A 21,133-nucleotide genomic window follows, 5' to 3' on the forward strand; every position below is an offset into this window, starting at 1 on the left:
ACGGGCGGGGCCAGCTCGTCGCGCGGCAACCACAAACCTGTTTCAGAATTCGGCGACTTTCCCCCGGGCGCTGCGTCCGAAGCGCGACAGCGCATATTGCCTGTAATCGACGCTCGGTTCCGCTCCGGTGACGAGGTCGGCGATGAGCTGCCCCGCCCCCGGTCCGATCCCGAAACCATGTCCGGAAAAACCGGCGGCCAGCAGAAACCCTTCCGGTCCCACATTCGGGTCGATCACCGGCACACCATCAGGTGTGCTGTCGACGTAGCCGGCCCAGCGTGCCTGCACGGGCACCTGTTTCAGAGCCGGCAGCAGCTTACGTGCCCGCGACAGGATTTTGTCCGTCGCCCGCATGGAGGGTGCGGGATCGAGAATACGCATCCGCTCCATGGGCGTCGGCCGATCGATTGACCAGCGCGCGATCGTCTCATGTCCGGCGCGCAACGCCGTGAGATCACCCGGGGAAAGGCTGCGCCAACGCTTGGCAAACATCGGCAGAAAGTACCGGGCGAAGCGAAGCTGCTGCAGAGTCGGATCCGTCTTCGCCATGCCCGACACCGCGAGCGTGTGGCCGCCATCTCCGCGCCGCGTCACGGTCACCTCCGCCGTGTGCAGTGCGTCGAGAAGCCCTTCCACTCCCGGCTCCACGGAAAGGACGGAGCAGCGAATCGACGCCTGCGGAAACACCACGCCGAGCTGCCGGCAAAACGAGGATGCCCAGGCCCCGCCTGCCATCACCACCTGTCGCGTCCGGATAACACCTTTTTCCGTCACAACCGCGGAGACGCGCCCGCCTTCTGTTTCGATGCCTCGGGCGGCACAGGATTGATGAACCGTGCCTCCGAACCGCATGATGCCTTCGGCGATCATCGGTGCCGCGCGCGCGGGGTCAGCAATCCCGTCAGACGGAGAAAAGACGCCGCCCTTCCAGGATTTTCCAGTGATGGCGCCCCGCGACGTGGCCTCCTCTCGGCTGAGAGGATGGCTCGTTACGCCCATCGTCGCGGCAAAGCGGCACCATTCCGCCCAGCCTTCGATCTCCTTCTCGTCGTTTGAGAGATAAAGAAGGCCGGAGCGCCGGAACCCGAGATCGGGTCCGAACTCCGCAACAAGCTCGTCCCACAGCTCCAGACTCCTGGTCGCCAGCGGCAGTTCGCGTGCATCACGGTTTTGCTGTCGGCACCAGCCCCAATTCCGGCTCGACTGCTCCGCGCCGATCATCCCCTTCTCCAGGAGAGCGACCTTAACGCCCCGCTTTGCCAGAAAATATGCCGCCGTCGCCCCGATGATCCCGCCTCCGATCACGACGACATCGGCGGCCGCCGGCAATTTCGGGGATGAGGGAACGCTCAGCAAAGGAACAGGCATGAATCTCTCCAATCGCTCCGAATCTAGCATCGAGACCGGTTCGGATCGGTAGCAATCGCCAGCTTCAGCAGCAGAAGATGCTTCGAAAGATGCGGACGGCGGCAGCTTGTGTTTCAAGCATGCACGTGCAGGCTGGTTGTCAGAAGGCTCAACTCGGCGCAATCTGCCGGCATCTTATGCCGTGTACGCCGGAGGAGGCCCCCCTGCCCACCAATTCGCGCATGAAACTCGATATGATCGACGTGAAAATCCTCTGCGAGTTGCAGAAGAACGGACGTATCACCAATGTCGAGCTGGCCGAGCTCGTCAATCTCTCGCCGAGCCCCTGCCTGACTCGGATGAAGAAGCTTCAGGCCGCCGGCTACATCACCGGCTATTCAGCGCAGATCGATGTGAGCAAGATCGGAGAGACGCTGACCGTCTTTACCGAGTTCACCCTGAAAAACCATCGACATACGGACTTTTCGCGCTTTCAGGCGACAATTGAGAAGATCGATTCCTGCGTGGAATGCCACCTCGTCTCGGGCGGTTACGACTATCTGGCCAAATTCGTGACAGCCGGCATCGTGCATTACCAGACGATCATGGAAAAGCTCATCGACGACGACATCGGGATCGACAAGTACTTCAGCTTCGTGGTGATCAAGTCGCCTTTCATCAAGCCGCATCTGCCGCTGACATCGCTGTTCCGCGACAAGCTTCACGCCTGAGGGAAGCCGCTGGCCGCAGCTTTGCTCAGCGTCCGGCGACGGCCTTCATCAGCTCGTTGTCCTGCTCGAGGCGGTCGAGCCAGTTGGTTTCGAGCTGAGGCACCGAGGATATCAAGAGACGGGAATAGGGATGCTCGGCACCCGACTTCATGCGGTTCGTCGGCATCTCCTCCACCTTCTCTCCCTGATACATCACCACGACCTCGTCGCAGATCGCTTCGACCGTCGACAGATCGTGGCTGATGAACATGTAGGAAAGGCCGAGCTCTCGCTGCAATTCATCGAGGAGCTTCAGGATGGCGGCCGCCACCACCGTATCCAGCGCCGAGGTGATCTCATCGCAGAGGATCAGCTCAGGTTTCGCCGCCAAGGCGCGCGCCAGGTTGACGCGTTGCTTCTGGCCGCCCGACAATTCGCTCGGCAGACGATGTTTCAAGGCAGCTGGCAGGCGCACCATATCGAGCAGCCGGTCGACCTCCGCCTCGCGCTGACGCCCTCTCACACCGTGATAGAAGGTGAGCGGGCGGCCCAGAATTGCCCGCACCGGCCGATTGGGGTTGAGAGCGGTATCGGCGAGCTGAAAGACGATCTGCATCTTGCGCAGCTCTTCACGGCTGCGCCCGCTCACACTTTTCGCAAGTTCCCGGCCCTCGAACGTCACGCTGCCTGACGATTGCGGCAGAAGGCCCGAAATGACGCGCGCCAGGGTCGACTTCCCGCTGCCGGATTCGCCGATGATCCCAAGGCTCTCCCCTGCCGCCAGACGGAAGGTGACGTCTTTGAGTGCGAGAAAGCCGGGCTGCCCGTCGGAGCCGATCGGTCCGTAACCGGCACTGAGGTTCTTCACCTCCAGAACGGCGTTTCTCTGGGCGATCTTGCACATATCCGCCGGCGCGCGCTCGACGGGATGAAAGGCTGCGATGAGCTCCTTCGTATAGGCGTGCTGCGGCGCGTAGACGATTTTCTCCGTCTCGGCCACTTCCTGCACTTCGCCGCCCTTCAGGACGACGATGCGGTCGGCGATCTGCGCGACGACGGCAAGATCGTGCGAGACATAGATCCCGGCCATATTCCGCTCGGCGATGACGGACTTGAAGGCGCGCAGAACTTCGATCTGTGTCGTCACGTCGAGAGCCGTCGTCGGCTCGTCGAACACCATCACCTCGGGATCGCCCATCAGGGCCATCGCCGCTGCCAGCCTCTGCAATTGTCCGCCCGAGACTTGATGCGGATAGCGCGCACCGATCGTCTCCGGATTGGGCAGCGACAACGCCCGGAAGAGGTCGACGGCCTTACGCCGCGCATCCTCCGGCGGCATCAGTTGATGAATGCGGGAAACCTCCACCACCTGTTCCATGATGGTCTGGGAGGGATCGAAGGCCGCCGCTGCCGATTGCGGCACATAGGCGACCTGCTGCCCGCGCACATGCCGGCGTTCGGCCTCGCTCATCGTCACCATATCGCGGCCGGCGACCACGACCTCGCCACGGGTGACCCGACAACCCGGGCGCGTGTACCCCAGAAGCGTCAATGCAATCGTGGTTTTGCCGGAGCCGCTTTCGCCGATCAAAGCAACCACCTCGCCCTCGGCCACCTCGATATCGACGCCCTTGATGATATCCACGACACGCCCGGAATCGGTCTTCGCGGCGACGGCAAGGTCACGAATTTCGACGATATTGCCCATCAGGCGCTCCGATCGCGGATGCGGGTCGGCAGGTTGTCGATCAGCATGTTGACCGAGATGGTCAGGCTCGCAATGGCGATCGACGGAAAGATCACGGCAGGCGCGCCGTACGGCAGGCCGGCGAGGTTCTCACGCACCAGGCCGCCCCAATCGGCATTCGGCGGCTGCACGCCGAGGCCTAGGAAAGACAGGCCTGACAGAAGCAGCACGATGAAGACGAAGCGCAGGCCGAAATCGGCCAGCACCGGGCCGATGATGTTGGGCAGAATTTCCTCCCGAATGATGTAGACGGTGCCCTCTCCCCGCGCCCGCGCGACCGTCACGAAATCCATCGTGTTGGTATTGGCGGCAAGCGAGCGGGCGAAGCGATAGCTGCCGGGCGCATAGATGAGCGCCAGCGTCATGATCAGCACAGGGATGGAGCTGCCGACGCCGGCAACGACCACAAGCCCGAACATGAGCGACGGGATGGCGTTAAGCGCGTCGAGAAAACGCGACAGCGCCGTGTCGAAGAAGCCGCCCACGACGGCGGCGATCATGCCAAGCGCCACACCGACGAAACAGGCGAGCGACACCGCGGCGAAGGCGATGCCGACCGTATAGCGCGCGCCCATCAAGATGCGCGAGAGGATGTCCCGGCCGAGATAGTCGGTGCCGAGCCAGAATTTCTGCGACATCGGTCCGAAGAAATCGAAATCGACGATCTTGCCGACTGGATAAGGCACGAGAAGCGGCGCGCAGATTGCAATCACGATCCAAAACAGGACCACGATCGCGCCGATCGTTCCGACGGCATTGATGTGGAAGCCTGTGCGGCGGCGGGCGGAGGCGACGAGAGCTTTCACTGGCGCAGCCTCGGGTTGGAGGCGATGGCAATCACGTCCGCAATGAGGATCAAAAGAAGATAGCTCAGGCAGAACAGCATCGCACAGGTCTGGATGAGAGGAAGATCGCGGGTCGCAACGGCATCCACCATCAGCTTGGCGACGCCCGGATAGTTGAAGATCGTCTCCACGATGATGACGCCTCCGAGGAGATAGGAGAGCGACAGAGCCATGGCGTTCGCAATCGGACCGAGCGCGTTCGGCAGCGCATGTCTCATGACCATTCGCCGCCGGGTCGCGCCCTTGAGGAGCGCCATCTCGACATAGGGCGTGTTGATCGTATCGATCACGGCAGCACGGGTCATGCGGATCATCTGCGCCGAGACGACGAAGCTCAACGTGATCACCGGCATGGCATAGACACGCAGAAGCTCACCCAGGCCGTGCACTTCATTGGCGAAGGAGAGCGCCGGCAGCCAGCCGAGATAGACAGCGAAAATCAGAACGGCGAGGGTCGCAACCATGAACTCCGGAACGGAGATCACGGTCACCGTGAAGACCGACACGAGGCGGTCATAGAACGAACCGCGGAACATGGCCGCCGTGACACCGAGAAACAGCGACAGCGGCACCGAAAAGAGCGTGGTGACGGCTCCGAGCTTCAGGGAGTTCACGAGACGCCCGGCAATCAGGTCTGCCACGTCTCGGTTGTTGGCGTAGGATCGTCCGAAATCGCCCGTCACAAGACCAGCAAGCCAGTGCAGGAAGCGCAGGACCGCGGGCTGGTCGAGATGCATCGCCTTGCGGAGCCCGGCCACGGCTTCCGGCGTTGCCGACTGCCCGAGAAGGATCTGTGCGACGTCGCCCGGCAAAAGTTCCGTGGCCGCGAAGACTGCAAAGGCAACAATGACGAGGGAGACGAGCATAATCCCAACGCGGCGGATGATAAGACCGGCAATCGTGGAATTCATGCGGCTCTCTCTCCTTCGTTCTGGGGGCGCGATAGGCCGAGCATCCCGGCATGCCGGAATGCTCGGCCTTCAGCTCTCTCAGGCGTCGAGCCAGACATATTCGGCGAAGGCGTAACCCATCATGCCGCCCAAAGGATTGGGCTGCAGGCCCTTCAGCTTCGAAGACACGGCATCGACATTGGAGATCCAGACCGGAATGATGGTGCCGGCGTCTTCTGCCACCATCACCTGCATGTCGTCGTAGATCTCCTTGCGCTTGGCCTCATCGAGGGTACCGCGTGCCTCCACCAGCATCTTGTCGAATTTTTCAGACTGGTAGCGGCTCTCGTTCCACGGCGCGTCGGAGGTGTAGAGCAGAGAGAAGAGGATATCCGGTGTCGGCCGCGGATTGATGTTGCCGAAGTGCACGGGCGCCTTCAGCCAATAGTTCGACCAGTAGCCGTCGGAGGGAACGCGCTGCACATCGAAAGGCATGCCGATTTCCGACCCCGCCTGCTGCACCACCATCGCCATGTCGACCGACGAGGTCGCAGCCGTCGAAGCGACGATCGGGATCGACTGCCCGAGAACGCCGGCCTTCTCGAAGAGCTTCTTCGCCTTTTCCGGGTCGTAATCCTTCGGCTTCAGCTCTGCATTGTAATAGCGGTCATTCGGCGAAACCGGCTGATCGTTGGCGATGACAGCCAGATCGCGCATGACGGAGCGCGCGATGACCTCGCGATTGACGAGGGATTTGAGACCGTCGACGAAATCCTTCTTGTCGCCTGGCGCCATGTCGAGGCGGACGTTGAGGTCGGTATAGTTTCCTGACGTCGTCTTCGACAAAGTCACCGTATCGATCGTATCGAGGCGCCTGATCGAACGCGGATTGATGTTGGCGGCAAGCGCGATGTCGCCGGACAGAAGCGCATTCACACGCGCCGTCTCATCCGGAATCGCGATGAACTCGAGGGAATCGAGATAGGGAAGGTTCTCTTTCCAGTAGCTCTCGTTGCGGACGCCGACCGATTTGACGCCGGGCTCGAAGGTCTCACACTTGAAAGCGCCGGTCCCGTTCGCCGTCGTGAAGTCGGTCGTGCCATCGGCGATGATCATGAAGTGGTGCAGAGAGAGGATGATCGGCAGGTCGGCGTTCGGCGAACTCAGCACCAGCTCCAGAACCCGGTCGTCGACCTTCTTGAAGGTCTCCATCTGCTGCGCCATGGCGTTCGCCTTGGAGCCGACGGATTCATCCTTATGGCGCTGGAGCGAATAGATGACGTCGTCGGTCGTCAGCGTCTTGCCGTCATGGAAGGTGATGTCCGGGCGAAGGGTGATCTTCCACGTCTTCGCGTCATCGGATTCGATGCTCTCGGCGAGCTCCATCTGCACCTTGCCGCCTTCCTCGAGAAAGGTCAGGCGGTTGTAGAACGAGCAGCCGCGCACATAATCGGTGGAAAGCGAGGCTTTCGCCGGATCGAGCGTATCGGCGGTCGAGGACGACCAGCCGGCCGCGGTGATCGAACCGCCCTGTTTCGGGGTTGCGGCGAAGGCGGTCGTCGCACGCGTCATGATGGCGCTTCCGGCCGCCATTGCCACGCCGCTCGCCGCAAGCAGACGCAAGAGATCACGGCGTGACGCGCCTCGTCGGATGGCCTCTTCGACCATCGCATCGTCGCGCCTCGTCCAATTCGTGACGTCCCAGTTCGTCCGGTCATTCTGGCTCATGCGTCGGTCCTTTCCGGTGACAAAGAGGTGGCATCCCGTCTTGGCGCGGTTTGAAACAGGTTCAGGGCTGGTCGACGGCCTCCGCCAATGCAGCCAGGGAAGTGAAGTGATAGTCCGGCTCGGTGAACCGCTCAGGGGCGATCGTGCCCCCGTAGCCTTTCCGGCCGTGACGGCGCTCGATCCAACAATTGGTGAGGCCGAGCTGCCGGGAGACGCCGATATCGTGATACTGGCTCTGGGCGACATGCAGGATGTCGGCCTTCTCGATCCCCTCGCCCTTCAAATCGGCGAGCACCGCCTCGAAGAAGGCCGGGTCCGGTTTTTCGGTCCCTGTGTCTTCGACCGTGAAAGACTTGTGAAACGGCTTCCCAAGTTCGTCCGAGAAGCGCTCGAAGGCCCAGCGCTGCGCATTCGTCATAGCAACGAGCCGGAAGCGACGGCGCAATTTCGCAAGAGCTGCGCGGCTGTCGGAAAAGGCCGGTGCAGAGGCGACGGCTGCGACGATCCGGGCACCATATTCGTCGCCCCGCGGGAGGTCCATCTTCGCGGCAATCTTGTCGTAGCAGCGAGCGACGTCGTCGGGGAATCGACCGGCATCTGGATCCCGACGACTCTCACGGTAGATGGCCAGAGCCTCCTCGCCATCCAGTGTCGCCCCTCCTTCTGCCGCAAGGCTGGCGAGCCCGTTTTTGATGCCCGTCTCAAAGTCGATGAGCGTGCCCACGACGTCGAAAGTCAGAACTTTGAAAGTCGCCAGCTTGCGGGTCACGCATTCCTCCGCCTTGAACGCCCACGAGAGACGCCGCCACCTGGCAGCATCATCTTCCGCGATGGGGCACCGATGCACTCAACGTCGCCGGGCGATTGCTTTGGTCAGAAATCAGCCCGGTTTTGTACTCCGTTGACTGTAATGTGCTTTCTTTCCAGGAATGCAGTCTCGCAGCTCAACCCTCTATGAGGTTCCGAATGCGACCGACATCACAGCATAATCTGTCGATTTTTGAGGCAAGTCGGAATTTTGCTCATGCGCTTCTCAATAGCCGCGCGCTTTGTCGACGAGCCCGGGGATCGGTCGCCCTGCCTCATGCGCCCGCAGGCATTCGACTGCGGCCAAGGCCCCCTCTTCGAAATCCGTCATGGTGGCGACATGAGGCGTCAGAACGAGGCGCGGATGGCTCCAGAATGGGTGCTCGGCCGGCAAAGGCTCAGGCTCGGTCACATCGAGGAAAGCACCTTCGAGATGGCCGGTATCAAGTGCATCTAGAAGAGCATCGTGGTCGAGCTGCCGGCCTCTCCCGGCATGTACAAGCGTGGCGCCTTTCGGCAGAGCCGCAAAGAGCTGCGCGTCGAGAATGGTCTCCGTCTCCTTCGTCAGCGGCAGAAGACAAATGAGAATATCGGTCCCAGCCAGGAACGCTGGAAGCTCGCTCCGCCCAACGAAGGTCTGCACCCCGTCGAGCGCGCGGGGCGAGCGCCCCCAGCCGGCGAGTTTGAAACCAAAGGGACGAAGCGCCTCGAGCACGGCCGTTCCGAGCTGACCCAGCCCCATCACGCCGACGGTCTTCCTCCGCGCAAGATCGACACGGCCCGCGCTCCAGGTTCTGTCGCGCTGCTGGGCAATGTAACGGGGCAATTGCCGGTGCATCGCCAGAACGCCGAGAACGACATAGTCGCGCATCATTTCGGCGATGCTCGGCGTGACCATGCGCGCGACCTTCACATGCTCCGGCAGAGCGCGAAAATCGAACTGGTCGACACCGGCACCGACCGAGAGGATCATCTTAAGGTTCGGATAGGTCTTCACCGGGTCGGCCGGAGCGTTCCAGGTCGCGATGAAACGGACCTTTGAGGGATCTTGGACCGCATCAAAGCCGTCGTAGAATTCCAGTTCCGGCAATTCCCGCGCGAAGATCGGCTTCCAGACCTCGGCACGCTCTTTGTGCGAAAGGTAAAGCAGCGCCATCGCTCAGACGCCCTTCATGGCCGTGCGCACATCCGCGTCGGCCAGGGTTTCGTCGAGAACGCGGCGAGTGCGCTCCACGATTTCGTCGATCTCCTCGTCGCTGCAGCAAAGCGGCGGCGCAAAGCCGATGACGCCCTGAGCGAAGGCACGCACGATCAGCCCGTTCTTGTAGGCACGATCGAAGATGCGCTTTCCGGCTTCCGCCGCAGCAGGCAGCGGCGTCTTTGCCGACTTGTCGGTGACGAGTTCGATCGCAGCCAGCATTCCCCGGCCACGCACATCGCCGACAAGTGGGTGTTCGGCGAGGCTTTCAAGGCCCGCCATCAACCGCTTCCCGGCCCGCCGGCCATTGTCCAGAAGCCCCCCTTCGTAGAGCTTCAGGACTTCCAGGCCGACAGCCGCACTCACCGGATGGCCGGAATAGGTATAGCCGTGGCCGATCGCGGCCTCCCCTGCCCCATCGGCGATCGTCTGATAGACATGATCGGCCATGAAGACGGCACCGAGCGGCACATAGCCGGAGGTGAGCCCCTTCGCGACCGTCATGAAGTCCGGCACCACGCCTTCTTCCAGGCAGGCAAAGAGCGGGCCCGTACGACCGAAGCCGGTGATCACTTCGTCGGCGACGAAGAGAATGCCGAGTTCGCGGCAGGTATCCGCCATCGCCTTCACCCAGCCCGGCGGCGGCACCAGGACGCCACCCGAGCCCTGGATCGGCTCGGCGTAAAAGGCGGCGACGCGGTCTTTGCCGATCTCGTCGACCTTGGCCGCCAGCGCCGCGACCGAGGTGGCGATCACCGTCTCGGGGTCGCTTCCGACCGGATTGCGGTAGAGGTAATGGGACGGGATCTTGTGCTGCCACTCGAAAGGCACGCCGAAGCCCGTGTGGAAGCCCTTGAGCGCCGTGAGGCCTGCGCCTGCGGTCGAAGAACCGTGAAAACCCTGCTCCAGCGAGATGAACTGATCCCGCTCCGGCGTGCCGCGCGCGTGGTTGTAGTAGCGGATGAAACGGATCGTGCTGTCGACAGCGTCCGATCCCCCGAGCGTGAAATACACATGGTCGAGATCACCCGGCGCCCTCTCGGCGAGCGCTTCGGCAAGCTTGATCGCCGGCTCGGAGCCCAGATCGAAATAGCCGGTCGCGTATGGCAGGCGGCGCATCTGTTCGGCGGCGGCCTCAACGATGCTCTCGTGTCCGTAGCCCGCATTCACGCACCACAGACCGGCAAAGCCGTCGAGAAGCCGATGTCCCTCTCGGTCCGTCAGCCACGCCCCCTTTGCTGAGGCCATGACACGTACGCCCTCCCGTTCATGTCCGCGAAAGGAGCTCAAAGGATGCACCAGGTGCTCGCGATCAGCCTCGAGCAATGAATTTGAAAGCATGTCGTTCTCCGGAAACGTCAGCCAAAGGCCTGAGAGACAAGGGCGAAAGTTTTTGGTTCTCCGTGGCGGATCGCGCGGGGCTCCTCGCCCCGCGCCATCGCCACACCGGATCCGGTCTCGGGGAGCCCGAGATCCGTGAGCCAGGACGAGAGACCGGTGTCGCGGCGCGTATCGATACGCAGGAACTCTCCGGCGTGCCGCTCAATGAGGGCGAGGATCAGGTTCCTGGCCGCCTCGATATTCGCGGCAACGACGGGACCGATGACCCGGCCGCGGCCGAATGGGCGACAAATCCCGAAACCCGAGAGAGATCCCTTGTCGCGCAAAACGACCGCCTCGCCGCCGGCGGCAAAGAGCTGCCCGAGAAGCGCGCGGCGATCGCCCCCATAGGCTGCGCGATCGAGGTCGATGATCGCGTCGTGATCCGTGTCGCGTACCACCTCGACGTCCGCTGAAGGCGTCGCGGAAGCAACCTTGCCCTGGTGTTGGACGATCCCGCCACGCTCACCGAAGCCAAGCTTTTTGTAGAGCGGAAGACCGTCCTCCGTCGCCACAAGGCGCAGATTGCGCGAGCCGGACGTCTCGATCGCGGCTTCCACGAGCCGGCGCCCCAGCCCCTGACCGCGCAAAGAGTTGTCGACGATGATCATGTCGATCGTTGCAAGATCCGGTCCGAAGGGTGTGCTGAAAGCCGTGCCGACGACGCGCCCATCCTTCGTTGCGACGAAGCCTTGCGAGACTGCGGCGACCATCGCCCAGTCTTCGGTTCGGTGCGGCCAATTCTCGGCCTGCGACAGGCGGACGGCCGCCTCAAGATGCGCATCGGAAAACGGCTCAAGCAGAATGTCGGTCATCTCTCGCAACAGAATCCTCGGTTCTCCCAATTGGTAGCAGGACAGGAGAGAACGATGTGCCCGGCGCGCCCGCCACCGGCGACACATCCGGCCGTCCCGCCGATCCGCTGCCGCAGCTTCTACCGAGCGGGCCGCAACCGCTGATCTTCCTGAGACGTTTCAAAGGGCGCGCGCCATGTCCTCGGATATGCCCCCCGCCGCAAGCCTGCGTCCGAGCCGGAGCACCATCGCGCGGGCCCCGTTGAGCTCATCGACGGTGATATATTCTTCCGGCTTGTGCGCCCGGGAGATGTCGCCCGGCCCGCAAACGATGGAGGGAACTCCGGCGGCCTGAAACAGACCGGCCTCCGTCCCGTAGCTGACGGCTTCGACCAGAGCATGCCCGGAAAGCTCCGAGGCGAGCGCGGCGAGTGGATGGTCCTCGTCCAACGACAGCGCGGGATAGCTCGCGATGACCTCAGCCGCGAGAGCCTCGCTCGCTTCGACCTCCGCAAGCGCGCCCTGCAGCAACCCCAACGGATCGAGCCCCGGCACCGCCCGCGCCTCGATATCCGCCTCCGCATGGCTCGGGATGATATTGAGCGCCTCGCCTCCCGACACCACGCCGATCTGCAAGGTGCTGTAGGGCGGTGCGAAATGCGGATCTCTCGGGCCGCGCTCTTCCTGGATCGCCGCTTCGTCGGCGACAGCCTTCAGTGCCGGCAACAAGGCGTGGATGGCGTTCTGACCGAGATCTGGGCGGGAACTGTGGCCAGCGACGCCTTCCGCCCGGATGCGGATCGCGGCCTTGCCCTTGTGGCGCAGCACGGGCTCCAGGCCCGAAGGCTCGCCGACGATGCAGCCGAGAGGTGGAGCGCACAAAGTCGGCAGCTTTTCGATGAGATGCGGCACACCGCGGCAGCCCGCCTCCTCATCGTACGACAGTGCGATATGAATCGGCTGCTGCAGCTCCAACGCCGCCAGCTCCGGCACAGAGGAAAGCACGGCCGCCACGAAACCTTTCATGTCGACGGCACCTCGACCGATGAGTCTGTCCTCCACATTGCGCAGGCGAAACGGGTCGGATGCCCATCCCGTCTCATTCGCCGGAACGACATCGATATGGCCGGAGAGAATGTAGCCCGGGACGTTTTTCGGGCCGATCGTCGCGAAGAGGTTGAAGCGGTCGCCTTCCGGCCCGGAGATCACCGCAGAGGCGATGTCGTAGCTGGCGAGATAGTCGCGGATATAGTCGATGAGTGCCCCATTGCGCGTTCCCACGACGGAGGGGAAAGCGACAAGGGCAGAGAGCATACGTTCGGCGGACATCGGTGGGCCTTCCCCGGCAGGAGCGCAATAGGACGCCATCCTTTGGAAACGATCGCGCGTCGTAATCAAGACTGTCAGAAAAGGACCGGCAGCCCTTGCCGTGTGGACACCGGCATTCGGAAGAATCTGCTTTGCTTGCGGGGCGGACCACGAAAACGCGCGCAAAATCGCCGCTACGCTCACATCAGGATAGCCCCCAACGCGCCGTTTTCGTCGCAGTGAAGAAAGGCCATGCCCGTGTTCCGCCCGAAATACATCACCTTCGACTGCTATGGCACGCTCACCCATTTTCAGATGGCCGAGAGAGCCAAAGAAATCCTCGGAGAAAGGCTGTCGCCGGAGAAGCTCGCCACTTTCATCCGCAATTTTTCCGCCTACCGGCTCGACGAGATCATGGGCGACTGGAAGCCCTATGAAGAGGTGCTCGTCAGCGCCTACGAGCGCACCTGCAAACGCAACGACGTCGCTTTCGATCTGGCAGAGGCCCGCTCATTCTACGAAGCCGTGCCGACCTGGGGTCCGCATCCGGACGTGCCGGCAGGCCTTGCGAAGGTGGCCAAGGAGTATCCTCTGGTCGTTCTGTCGAACGCCATGAATTCTCAGATCATGTCGAATGTGGAGAAGCTCGGTGCGCCTTTCGCCCATGTCTTCACGGCCGAGCAGGCCAATGCTTACAAGCCGCGCTTCCGCGCCTTCGAATACATGTTCGATCAGCTCGGCTGCGGGCCCGATGAGATCCTGCATTGCTCATCGTCTTTCCGCTACGACCTCATGTCGGCGCACGATCTCGGCATCGAGCACAAAGTCTGGGTGAACCGCGGCCACGAACCAGCGAATCCCTATTACGGCTACACCGAGATCGCCGACATTTCCGGTCTGCCGGCTGTGGTCGGCCTCTGAGCCGCGTCCCGGGACCAGCGACGATGCAGCTCAAATCCTATTGGCACGAAACCGCGCCCCGCTTCTCCGGCGGCGCGCGAGGCCCTGTCGAAGGCCGTTACGACGTCGCCGTCATCGGGGGAGGTTTTACCGGTCTGTCGGCCGCCCGAAGCCTTGCGAAGGCCGGGCTTTCCGTGGCCGTCCTCGAAGAGCGGCACGTCGGCTATGGCGGCTCGGGTCGCAACGGCGGCCATCTCAACAATGGCCTTGCCCATTCCTATCCGGCGGCAAAGGATGAGCTCGGTGCGGACCGGGCCAAAGCCCTCTACCGCGCGTTCGACGATGCGATCGATACGATCGAGCGGATCGTCGCGGAGGAAAAGATCGATTGCAGCTTCCGCCGTGCCGGCAAGCTGAAGCTCGCCTCCAAGCCGGAACATCTCTCGGCGATCGCGAAGAACTTCGAGGCGGTGCACAACGAAGTCGATCCGGAAACCGCCCTCCTGTCGAAAGACGACCTTCGCGGCGAGATCGGCTCCGACGCCTTCCATGGCGCCATGCTCTTCAAGAAGAGCGCCATGATGCATATGGGCCGCTTCGTCCATGGCCTCGCAGACGCCGCACACCGCCATGGCGCGGTGATCTTCGAAGAGGCACCGGTCCGCGACCATACAAAGACCGCCTCCGGTCACCTGCTGACCACGCCACGCGGGACGCTCGCGGCCGATCGTGTTTTCCTTGCGACCGGTGCCTATACGACCGGGCCCTTCGGCTATTTCCGCCGCCGGGTCATCCCGGTCGGCAGCTTCGTCATCGCGACGCGTCCGCTCAGCCCGGGCGAGGCAGAGGCGGTCATGCCCGGCAACCGGACTTGCGTCACCTCACGCAACATCGGCAATTACTTCCGCCTGTCGCCCGACAATCGCCTGATCTTCGGCGGTCGCGCCCGTTTTTCCGCCGTCTCGGATGCCACGTCAGACGAAAAGTCCGGTCGCATCCTGCGCGAGAACCTGGCGGAGGTTTTCCCCGACTTCGCCGATATCGACATCGATTATTGCTGGGGCGGCCTCGTCGGGATGACGAAGGACCGCTTCCCCCGCGCCGGCGAAGCCGACGGCGTCTATTATGCGATGGGCTATTCCGGCCATGGCGCCCAGCTCTCCACCCATCTCGGCGCCATCATGGCCGATGTGATTCTCGGTCGTGACGACCGCAATCCGATGAAGGGCGTCGACTGGCAGGCCGTGCCCGGCCATTTCGGCAAGCCCTGGTTCCTGCCGCTCGTCGGGCTCTACTACAGGGCTCTCGACCGGATCCAGTGACGGGAGCCTCATGCGAGGCTCCCGCTTCTCAGAGTTTTTCAGCCGAGGCCGCCGATGTGAAAGGCCTTGGTCTCGAGATATTCCTCGATGCCGACCTTTGCACCTTCACGCCCGAGGCCCGACTGCTTGACGCCGCCGAAAGGCGCGACTTCCGTTGAAATAAGGCCGGTGTTGAGCCCGACGATGCCGAAATCGAGCGCCTCGCCAACGCGGAATGTGCGGGCGAGATCGCGCGTGTAGAAATAGGCGGCAAGCCCGAACGGCGTTGCGTTGGCGGTCGCGACCGCTTCCTCCTCGCGCTCGAAGCGGAAAATTGGCGCAATCGGCCCAAACGTCTCCTCCGAGGCGAGCAGCATGTCCGTATTCGCCTCCGTCAGGACGAGAGGCGCGACGTATTGCGGGCCGTCCGGCAGCTCGACAGGATCGTGCGCACGCTTCGCACCCCGCGCGAGCGCGTCCTCCACGTGGCGTTCGATTTTCTCCAGGGCGGCGCGATTGATCATCGGACCGATATCGGTGCCCTCCTGAAGGCCCGACCCCACACGCATCGCCGCAACCCGCCGGGAGAGCTTTTCGACGAAGGCGTCATGGACCCCCGCCTGAACGAGGATGCGGTTCGAACAGACGCAGGTCTGGCCGCCGTTCCTGAACTTGGAGGCGACAGCCCCCTCGACCGCGAGATCGAGATCAGCGTCGTCGAAGACGAGGAACGGGGCATTGCCGCCGAGTTCGAGGCTCAGCCGCTTCACGGTCGGGGCCGACTGCGCCATCAGGAGCGACCCGATGCGCGTCGAACCGGTGAAGCTCAATTTGCGCACGATCTCGCTGCCGGTGAGCTCGCCGCCGATGTCCTTCGGCATGCCGGTGACGATGTTGATGACACCCGCCGGGATACCCGCTTCCTCGGCCAGAACGCCGAGTGCCAGTGCCGAAAATGGCGTGAACTCGGACGGCTTCACCACCACGGTGCAGCCCGCTGCGAGCGCCGGCGCCACCTTACGGGTGATCATGGCATTCGGAAAGTTCCAAGGCGTGATGATCGCGGCCACCCCCACCGGTTCCTTCAGCGCCAGGATGCGCCGATCCGGCGTCGGTGACGGAATCGTCTCGCCACCGATCCGGCGCGCTTCTTCCGCGAACCAGCGCACGAAGGAAGCTCCGTAGCGGATCTCGCCCCGCGCTTCGGCAAGCGGCTTGCCCTGTTCGCGGGTCAGCAGCGTGGCGAGTTCCGTCTCATGCGCAAGCATCAGCCCGTACCAGGCAAGGAGCTTGTCGGCACGCTCCGCATGCGTCGTACGCCGCCAGGAAGCGAAGGCCTTCTCCGCCGCCTCGATCGCCCGCCGCGTCTCGGCCGCCCCCATATCCGGGACCGTGCCGATGACCGCGCCCGTCGCCGGATCGATCACCTCGATCGTGGCGCCCTGATCGGCTTCGACCCAAGCTCCGTCGATGAGCCCCGCCTGCCGCAAAAGGCTCGGAGAGATATTGCCGTCCATCATCATTCCTCGTTGATTGCCGTCAAAACGGCGTCCGTGATTGCATCAGTCGTTTGGGCGCCCGGCCGAATGCCGAAGCCGCGAGCGGTCGCGGCCTCCATCGCCTTCAAAATGCGCGCCGATGCCTGCCCTTCGCCGAGGTGATCCAGCATCATCGCGGCCGACCAGATCGCCGCGAGAGGATTGGCAAGACCCTTCCCGGCAATGTCCGGGGCCGAACCGTGGACAGGCTCGAACATGGAGGGGGCGGAGCGCGTCGGATTGACGTTCGCCGAGGCGGCGAAGCCGAGACCGCCCTGGATCGCCGCACCCAGATCCGTGAGAATGTCTCCGAAGAGATTGGAGGCGACGACGACATCGAGCGTCTCAGGCGCCATCACCATGCGCGCCGCCATCGCATCGATATGGTAGGAGGTCACCTCCACATCCGGATAATCGGCCGCGACGAGACGCGTGATCTCATCCCAGAACACCATCGAGTGCTTCTGCGCGTTCGACTTCGTCACCGACGCGACACGCCCGCGCCGCCCCTTTGCCGCCTCGAACGCAAAGCGCAGGATGCGCTCCACGCCGGTGCGGGTGAAAATTGCCGTCTCCACCGCCACTTCGTCGGACGTGCCCTGATGCACGCGGCCGCCGGCGCCCGAATATTCGCCTTCGGTGTTTTCACGGATGCACAGAATGTCGAAGGTCTTCGATTTGAGAGGTCCTTCCACGCCCGGCAAAAGCCGATGCGGACGAATGTTGGCGTACTGATCGAAAGCCTTCCGGATCGGCAGGAGAAGCCCATGCAGCGACACCGAATCGGGGACGGTCGCGGGCCAGCCGACAGCGCCGAGCAGGATGGCGTCGTGGCCACGCAGCGTCTCGATGCCGTCCTCCGGCATCATCCGCCCGGTCTCCAGGTAATAATTGCAGGACCAGGGATAGGTCGTGCCAGCGAGTGCGAATCCGTCACTCGCGGCTGCAGCCTCGGCAACTGCCCAGGCGGCTTTCGTCACGTCGGGCCCGATACCATCTCCCGGCACCAGAGCGATGTCGTAGGTCTTAGCTGCGCTCATGTCATTTCCGTCCTTCAAAGATCGATCAACACCGACGTCGTCCGTCGGTTGGAGAGAAAGGCTTCGCGGCCGAGATCCTTGCCGAGGCCGGAGCCCTTTGAGCCGCCGGCCGGCAGGATGTGATCCTGCGAGCGGTCATAGCGGTGGATCCACACGGTTCCTGCGTGGAGACGTGCCGGATCAAAACTCAGGGACATGGGAGGCCTCGCGGAGACGGCAGGGGGCTGCGCGAAGCTAGCCGAGCCATGCCGACAGGACATGACGAAGTGACGGCATGCTTGGCAGAATCCTCTGCAAGGAGGGCTGCGCGAAGCGGATAATGACGCGCATGCCATCGAAAAGTGGAGAACCTGCCTCATTCGGCATGAGGGAGGTCGGGAGTGCCTCGTCCCGTCCACAGGGCGACCGCAAAGGCCACGTGCGACGCGAGGATCAGGACGAGAATGGAAACCGCGAGCCGCAGGACGCTCGGCGTGCCAAGCTGCAGGACGAAAACGGTCGCGAGCCCGGCCACCGCCATCTGAAGGAGCCCGAGAAACCCCGCTGCCGCGCCTGCGCGTGGCGGATCGATGCTGAGGGCACTGGCGATGCCGTTGGGCTGCGTTATCCCGTTGCCCAGGACATTGACCGACATGACCAGGAACCAGACAAGCGGCCCGCCCGCCCCGCTCTCAGCGACGGCGGTGAAGAGACAGGCGCCGACAAGGGACACGATCCCACCACCGAAAATCATGCGATCGCTGCCGAGACGCGCCGAAAATCGCCCGGACAGGAAATTGCCGGTCGCATAGGCGGACAGCACGAGCATGACGAGGAGCCCGTAGGTCGATTGCGGCAGGCCCTCCACTTCCACGAGGATAAACGGCATGCCGGCGATGAAGGTGTACCAGGCGGCCATCGTGAAGGCCGTGTTGAGCGAATATGCGAGGAAGGCCGGGCGGATGGCGAGACGGCCATAGGCCCGGAACCAGCCGGAAAGATCGAGCTCCGAAGTGGCTCGCCGTGTCTCCGGCAGGAGACAGGCCGCCCCGACGGTCGCCGCCACCCCGAAAAGGCTCAAAAACACGAACGACCAGCGCCAGGAGAGCCAGAGGTCGAAATAGCTGCCGATGGTGGGCGAGACGGCCGGCGCAAGCGCCATCGCCATGGTGATATAGCCATAAAGGCTTGCCGATCGGCTCCGTCCGAACAGGTCGCGCACGATCGCCCGCGACATGACCATGCCGGCACAGCCGCCGACCGCCTGAAGCGTCCGGCAGACGAGAAGAATCTCGATCGACGGTGCGAACGCGCAGGCGGCGCTCGCGACGGTGTAAAGGCCGAGTCCCGCCAGCAGCACGGGCCGCCGTCCGAAGCGCTCTGACAAGAGCCCGTAGCCGAGCTGGGCGACACCGATTCCGGCGAGAAAGACGGTCAGCGTGAGCTGCAGCCGCCCGTAATCACCGCCGAAGGAACGTTGCAGGCCCGGCACTGCGCCAACGAGGATATGGAGCGCAAGCGGCCCCGTCGCCGTGACGAGAACCAGGAGCCAGACGGGGGGCGGCGCCTCGCTTGTCTTGCCCCGCCTCTCCGCCTCCTGCAAACCTCGCCCGCTCAAGCAGGCACCGCCTCCCGGATCTGAGGAAGCTCCTCGAGGAGCCCCTGATAAGCGCGCCGCACCAGTTCGGCACTGCCATGCTCGGTGTCTGCGGCCTCTTCAAGCGCTCGGAAGATGCGATGCTTGATGAAGAAGCGCCATTCGACCGGCAGGGAGAACATGATCTCCGTCAGCGCGTCGTAGGCTTCGCGGGTCCACACCTTCTCATATTCCTCACGCTCAGGGCCGAAGTCGAAAAAGGCGCTCCCGTCCGTTTCCGCGCGCATTTCACTGCGGCGTGTCTCGGTCGCGGCCTCGTCGACGGCACCGGCAACGATGACGACCCCGTATTCCTCAAGAGCGAGTTTCTCCGACAGGAAGCCGCGTTCGACATCGCGCAGGACGCGGGCGGGCTCCCGCTCGAGAGGCGAGCCGCGCCCTCCCCCGCCGGGCGAGAAGATACGGAACACATCACCCGGTTCGGCGATGACGAAATCCTGGTTGCCGAGGAAGGTTTCGTTGGGGGTGTCGGGATTGAGGATCGAATCCGAAGGCTTGCCGGCCTTGCCGCCGAGGATCCCCCAGGGACGGAAACGGCTGCGGTCGCGGTTGCGGATGGTGATGCGGGTGTGGGGCGAGAAAACCTTGAACTCGAGCATCGTGCCGAGCCCACCGCGCCAGCGCCCGGCGCCACCGGAATTGGGCGCAAGCCGGTAGCGGATGATCTCGATCGGAACTTCCGCTTCGTTGATCTCCACCGGCGTGTTCTTGAGATAGGCGCCGTCCGCACCGGAGCCGTCCGTTCCATCGCGCGTCGGCATGCCGCCCGAGCCGCCGACGATCGGATCGATCGCGGCGATGATGCGCCTCCCGGTCTTCGGCTCCGTCGTCATGACGTTGACGATCGAACTCGATCCGGCAGGCGCCGCCGGCATCCGCTCCGGAATCGCCTGTGCGAACGCTCCAAAGATCAGACTGCGGAGCCGCCCGCAGGTCAGACTGCGCATGCCGACCGCTGCCGGGAAGACCGGATTGACGACGCTGCCCTCGGGCAAGATGCAGGTGAAAGGCCGGGTCAGACCGGCGTTCAGCATCAGGTTCTGATTGAGGCTGTAGAGGATGTAATAGACGCCGACGAGCATCAGCGTATGGCGCGGATTGCCGCCCGTCGGCACGTTCAACGACGAGGTGAGCTGGGTGTCGGTGCCGGTGAAATCGAGTTCCGCTTCGCCATCTGAAATCGTCAGCTTCAAGGCCAGCCGGCAGGGATAGCCGTTGAGCGAATCCTCGTCGCAATAATCGGAGAATTCATAGACCCCGTCCGGCATCGAACGCAGGATCTCGCGCGCCTGGCTTTCGCCGTAGTCGAGCATGTCGTGCATGCCCTGCGTCACCGCCTCCACGCCGAACTTGGCGACGATCTCGCGCACCTTCCGTTCGCCCGTGTTGAGCGCACCGACGAAGGCCTTGAGGTCCCCCCAGTTCTGCTCGGGCTGGCGAACATTGGTCATCATGATGTCGAGGAGCTCCTGGTTGAGGACTCCCTTGTCGTAGAGCTTGCAGGGCGGGAAGCGGATGCCTTCCTGGTGGATCTCGGTCAGCGTCCGCGACAGGCTGGCCGGGACGGCGCCGCCCATATCGGTGTTGTGGATGTGGCCGACAGCGAAGCAGACGAGCTTTCCGTCCACGATGATCGGCTTCCACATATGGATGTCGGGCGTGTGGGTGGCGAGAAAGCCGCTGTAGGGATCGTTCGTGAGGCAGACGTCGCCCTCGTTGTATTCGGCTATCCGCTCGATCCCGGGCCCGTAATCGAGCCCCGGATACCAGGTCGCACCGTAATCGAGGGGCACCGAAAAAGTCGTTCCTTCCGGCGTGACGAGCGCGATGGTGAAATCCTCCGTCTCCTTGACGAAGGCGGATTGAGCCGTGCGGTAGAGCGTGTAGGCCATGCTCTCCGAGGCGGCCCGGAAATGGTTGGCGAGGATCTGCAGGGTAGCCTTGTCGGTCATGTTTCTCTCCCG

Annotated in this window: 17 protein-coding genes and 1 pseudogene; 3 read left to right on the forward strand and 15 right to left on the reverse strand. The window is 63.3% G+C overall.

What is annotated here, in order from left to right:
- Positions 1–42: 42 nt before the first annotated feature.
- On the reverse strand, positions 43–1,368 hold the full coding sequence (locus ACK8CP_RS07695) for an NAD(P)/FAD-dependent oxidoreductase (protein ID WP_414833866.1): 1,326 nt from the start codon (positions 1,366–1,368) through the stop codon (positions 43–45).
- A gap of 221 nt (positions 1,369–1,589) precedes the next feature.
- On the opposite strand from ACK8CP_RS07695, the gene ACK8CP_RS07700 reads away from it, so the two are divergent.
- On the forward strand, positions 1,590–2,078 hold the full coding sequence (locus ACK8CP_RS07700; protein WP_234627609.1) for an Lrp/AsnC family transcriptional regulator: 489 nt from the start codon (positions 1,590–1,592) through the stop codon (positions 2,076–2,078).
- 25 nt (positions 2,079–2,103) lie between these two features.
- On the opposite strand, the gene ACK8CP_RS07705 is transcribed toward ACK8CP_RS07700, so the two are convergent.
- The 9 genes from ACK8CP_RS07705 to argE all read right to left on the reverse strand — a co-directional run bounded on the left by ACK8CP_RS07705 (position 2,104) and on the right by argE (position 12,775).
- Positions 2,104–3,765 (reverse strand): ABC transporter ATP-binding protein, encoded by a 1,662-nt coding sequence (locus tag ACK8CP_RS07705; protein ID WP_414833867.1) that lies wholly within the window; start codon positions 3,763–3,765, stop codon positions 2,104–2,106.
- The gene (locus ACK8CP_RS07710; protein WP_234627607.1) at positions 3,765–4,610 is read right to left on the reverse strand and encodes an ABC transporter permease; all 846 of its coding nucleotides are present in this window, start codon (positions 4,608–4,610) and stop codon (positions 3,765–3,767) included. Before ACK8CP_RS07710 ends, ACK8CP_RS07705 begins: the two co-directional genes overlap by 1 nt.
- On the reverse strand, positions 4,607–5,560 hold the full coding sequence (locus tag ACK8CP_RS07715) for an ABC transporter permease (protein WP_234627606.1): 954 nt from the start codon (positions 5,558–5,560) through the stop codon (positions 4,607–4,609). Before ACK8CP_RS07715 ends, ACK8CP_RS07710 begins: the two co-directional genes overlap by 4 nt.
- A gap of 78 nt (positions 5,561–5,638) precedes the next feature.
- The gene (locus tag ACK8CP_RS07720; RefSeq protein ID WP_414833868.1) at positions 5,639–7,267 is read right to left on the reverse strand and encodes an ABC transporter substrate-binding protein; all 1,629 of its coding nucleotides are present in this window, start codon (positions 7,265–7,267) and stop codon (positions 5,639–5,641) included.
- Between the two features lie 61 nt (positions 7,268–7,328).
- A complete protein-coding gene (locus ACK8CP_RS07725) occupies positions 7,329–8,036 on the reverse strand; it encodes an HAD-IA family hydrolase (RefSeq protein WP_414833869.1) in 708 nt (235 codons plus the stop codon).
- Between the two features lie 264 nt (positions 8,037–8,300).
- Positions 8,301–9,230, reverse strand: coding sequence for a 2-hydroxyacid dehydrogenase (locus ACK8CP_RS07730; RefSeq protein WP_414833870.1), 930 nt, complete (start codon positions 9,228–9,230; stop codon positions 8,301–8,303).
- Positions 9,231–9,233: 3 nt separating this feature from the next.
- Entirely contained in the window at positions 9,234–10,613 is a 1,380-nt protein-coding gene (locus ACK8CP_RS07735) for an aspartate aminotransferase family protein (protein WP_414833871.1), read from the reverse strand.
- Between the two features lie 17 nt (positions 10,614–10,630).
- A complete protein-coding gene (locus ACK8CP_RS07740) occupies positions 10,631–11,467 on the reverse strand; it encodes a GNAT family N-acetyltransferase (RefSeq protein ID WP_414833872.1) in 837 nt (278 codons plus the stop codon).
- 159 nt (positions 11,468–11,626) lie between these two features.
- Positions 11,627–12,775, reverse strand: coding sequence for an acetylornithine deacetylase (argE, locus tag ACK8CP_RS07745; RefSeq protein WP_414833873.1), 1,149 nt, complete (start codon positions 12,773–12,775; stop codon positions 11,627–11,629).
- A gap of 231 nt (positions 12,776–13,006) precedes the next feature.
- Here argE and ACK8CP_RS07750 point away from each other — a divergent pair, with 231 nt between their 5' ends.
- Both ACK8CP_RS07750 and ACK8CP_RS07755 read left to right on the forward strand, forming a co-directional pair.
- A complete protein-coding gene (locus tag ACK8CP_RS07750; protein ID WP_414833874.1) occupies positions 13,007–13,675 on the forward strand; it encodes a haloacid dehalogenase type II in 669 nt (222 codons plus the stop codon).
- A gap of 23 nt (positions 13,676–13,698) precedes the next feature.
- The gene (locus tag ACK8CP_RS07755) at positions 13,699–14,976 is read left to right on the forward strand and encodes an NAD(P)/FAD-dependent oxidoreductase (protein ID WP_414833875.1); all 1,278 of its coding nucleotides are present in this window, start codon (positions 13,699–13,701) and stop codon (positions 14,974–14,976) included.
- 38 nt (positions 14,977–15,014) lie between these two features.
- On the opposite strand, the gene ACK8CP_RS07760 is transcribed toward ACK8CP_RS07755, so the two are convergent.
- The 5 genes and pseudogenes from ACK8CP_RS07760 to ACK8CP_RS07780 all read right to left on the reverse strand — a co-directional run bounded on the left by ACK8CP_RS07760 (position 15,015) and on the right by ACK8CP_RS07780 (position 21,121).
- On the reverse strand, positions 15,015–16,475 hold the full coding sequence (locus tag ACK8CP_RS07760; RefSeq protein WP_370642285.1) for an NAD-dependent succinate-semialdehyde dehydrogenase: 1,461 nt from the start codon (positions 16,473–16,475) through the stop codon (positions 15,015–15,017).
- The gene (locus ACK8CP_RS07765; protein ID WP_414833876.1) at positions 16,475–17,533 is read right to left on the reverse strand and encodes a tartrate dehydrogenase; all 1,059 of its coding nucleotides are present in this window, start codon (positions 17,531–17,533) and stop codon (positions 16,475–16,477) included. Before ACK8CP_RS07765 ends, ACK8CP_RS07760 begins: the two co-directional genes overlap by 1 nt.
- 14 nt (positions 17,534–17,547) lie before the next feature.
- Positions 17,548–17,706 (reverse strand): annotated as a pseudogene (locus ACK8CP_RS07770) (aldehyde dehydrogenase family protein); the annotation flags it as partial.
- 182 nt (positions 17,707–17,888) lie between these two features.
- On the reverse strand, positions 17,889–19,130 hold the full coding sequence (locus ACK8CP_RS07775) for a multidrug effflux MFS transporter (RefSeq protein ID WP_414833877.1): 1,242 nt from the start codon (positions 19,128–19,130) through the stop codon (positions 17,889–17,891).
- On the reverse strand, positions 19,127–21,121 hold the full coding sequence (locus tag ACK8CP_RS07780; RefSeq protein WP_414833878.1) for a hydantoinase B/oxoprolinase family protein: 1,995 nt from the start codon (positions 21,119–21,121) through the stop codon (positions 19,127–19,129). Before ACK8CP_RS07780 ends, ACK8CP_RS07775 begins: the two co-directional genes overlap by 4 nt.
- Between the last annotated feature and the right edge of the window lie 12 nt (positions 21,122–21,133).

It is taken from the genome of Afifella sp. YEN Y35 (assembly GCF_047553465.1).
In the GTDB taxonomy this organism is placed as follows: domain Bacteria; phylum Pseudomonadota; class Alphaproteobacteria; order Rhizobiales; family Afifellaceae; genus Afifella; species Afifella aestuarii.

Bases quoted from the DNA above. Each gene is read 5' to 3' on its own strand.
- ACK8CP_RS07695 (WP_414833866.1), bottom strand. From the start codon at position 1,368: ATGCCTGTTCCTTTGCTGAGCGTTCCCTCATCCCCGAAATTGCCGGCG.
- ACK8CP_RS07700 (WP_234627609.1), top strand. From the start codon at position 1,590: ATGAAACTCGATATGATCGACGTGAAAATCCTCTGCGAGTTGCAGAAG.
- ACK8CP_RS07705 (WP_414833867.1), bottom strand. From the start codon at position 3,765: ATGGGCAATATCGTCGAAATTCGTGACCTTGCCGTCGCCGCGAAGACC.
- ACK8CP_RS07715 (WP_234627606.1), bottom strand. From the start codon at position 5,560: ATGAATTCCACGATTGCCGGTCTTATCATCCGCCGCGTTGGGATTATG.
- ACK8CP_RS07720 (WP_414833868.1), bottom strand. From the start codon at position 7,267: ATGAGCCAGAATGACCGGACGAACTGGGACGTCACGAATTGGACGAGG.
- ACK8CP_RS07730 (WP_414833870.1), bottom strand. From the start codon at position 9,230: ATGGCGCTGCTTTACCTTTCGCACAAAGAGCGTGCCGAGGTCTGGAAG.
- ACK8CP_RS07735 (WP_414833871.1), bottom strand. From the start codon at position 10,613: ATGCTTTCAAATTCATTGCTCGAGGCTGATCGCGAGCACCTGGTGCAT.
- ACK8CP_RS07740 (WP_414833872.1), bottom strand. From the start codon at position 11,467: ATGACCGACATTCTGCTTGAGCCGTTTTCCGATGCGCATCTTGAGGCG.
- argE (WP_414833873.1), bottom strand. From the start codon at position 12,775: ATGTCCGCCGAACGTATGCTCTCTGCCCTTGTCGCTTTCCCCTCCGTC.
- ACK8CP_RS07750 (WP_414833874.1), top strand. From the start codon at position 13,007: ATGCCCGTGTTCCGCCCGAAATACATCACCTTCGACTGCTATGGCACG.
- ACK8CP_RS07755 (WP_414833875.1), top strand. From the start codon at position 13,699: ATGCAGCTCAAATCCTATTGGCACGAAACCGCGCCCCGCTTCTCCGGC.
- ACK8CP_RS07760 (WP_370642285.1), bottom strand. From the start codon at position 16,475: ATGATGGACGGCAATATCTCTCCGAGCCTTTTGCGGCAGGCGGGGCTC.
- ACK8CP_RS07765 (WP_414833876.1), bottom strand. From the start codon at position 17,533: ATGAGCGCAGCTAAGACCTACGACATCGCTCTGGTGCCGGGAGATGGT.
- ACK8CP_RS07780 (WP_414833878.1), bottom strand. From the start codon at position 21,121: ATGACCGACAAGGCTACCCTGCAGATCCTCGCCAACCATTTCCGGGCC.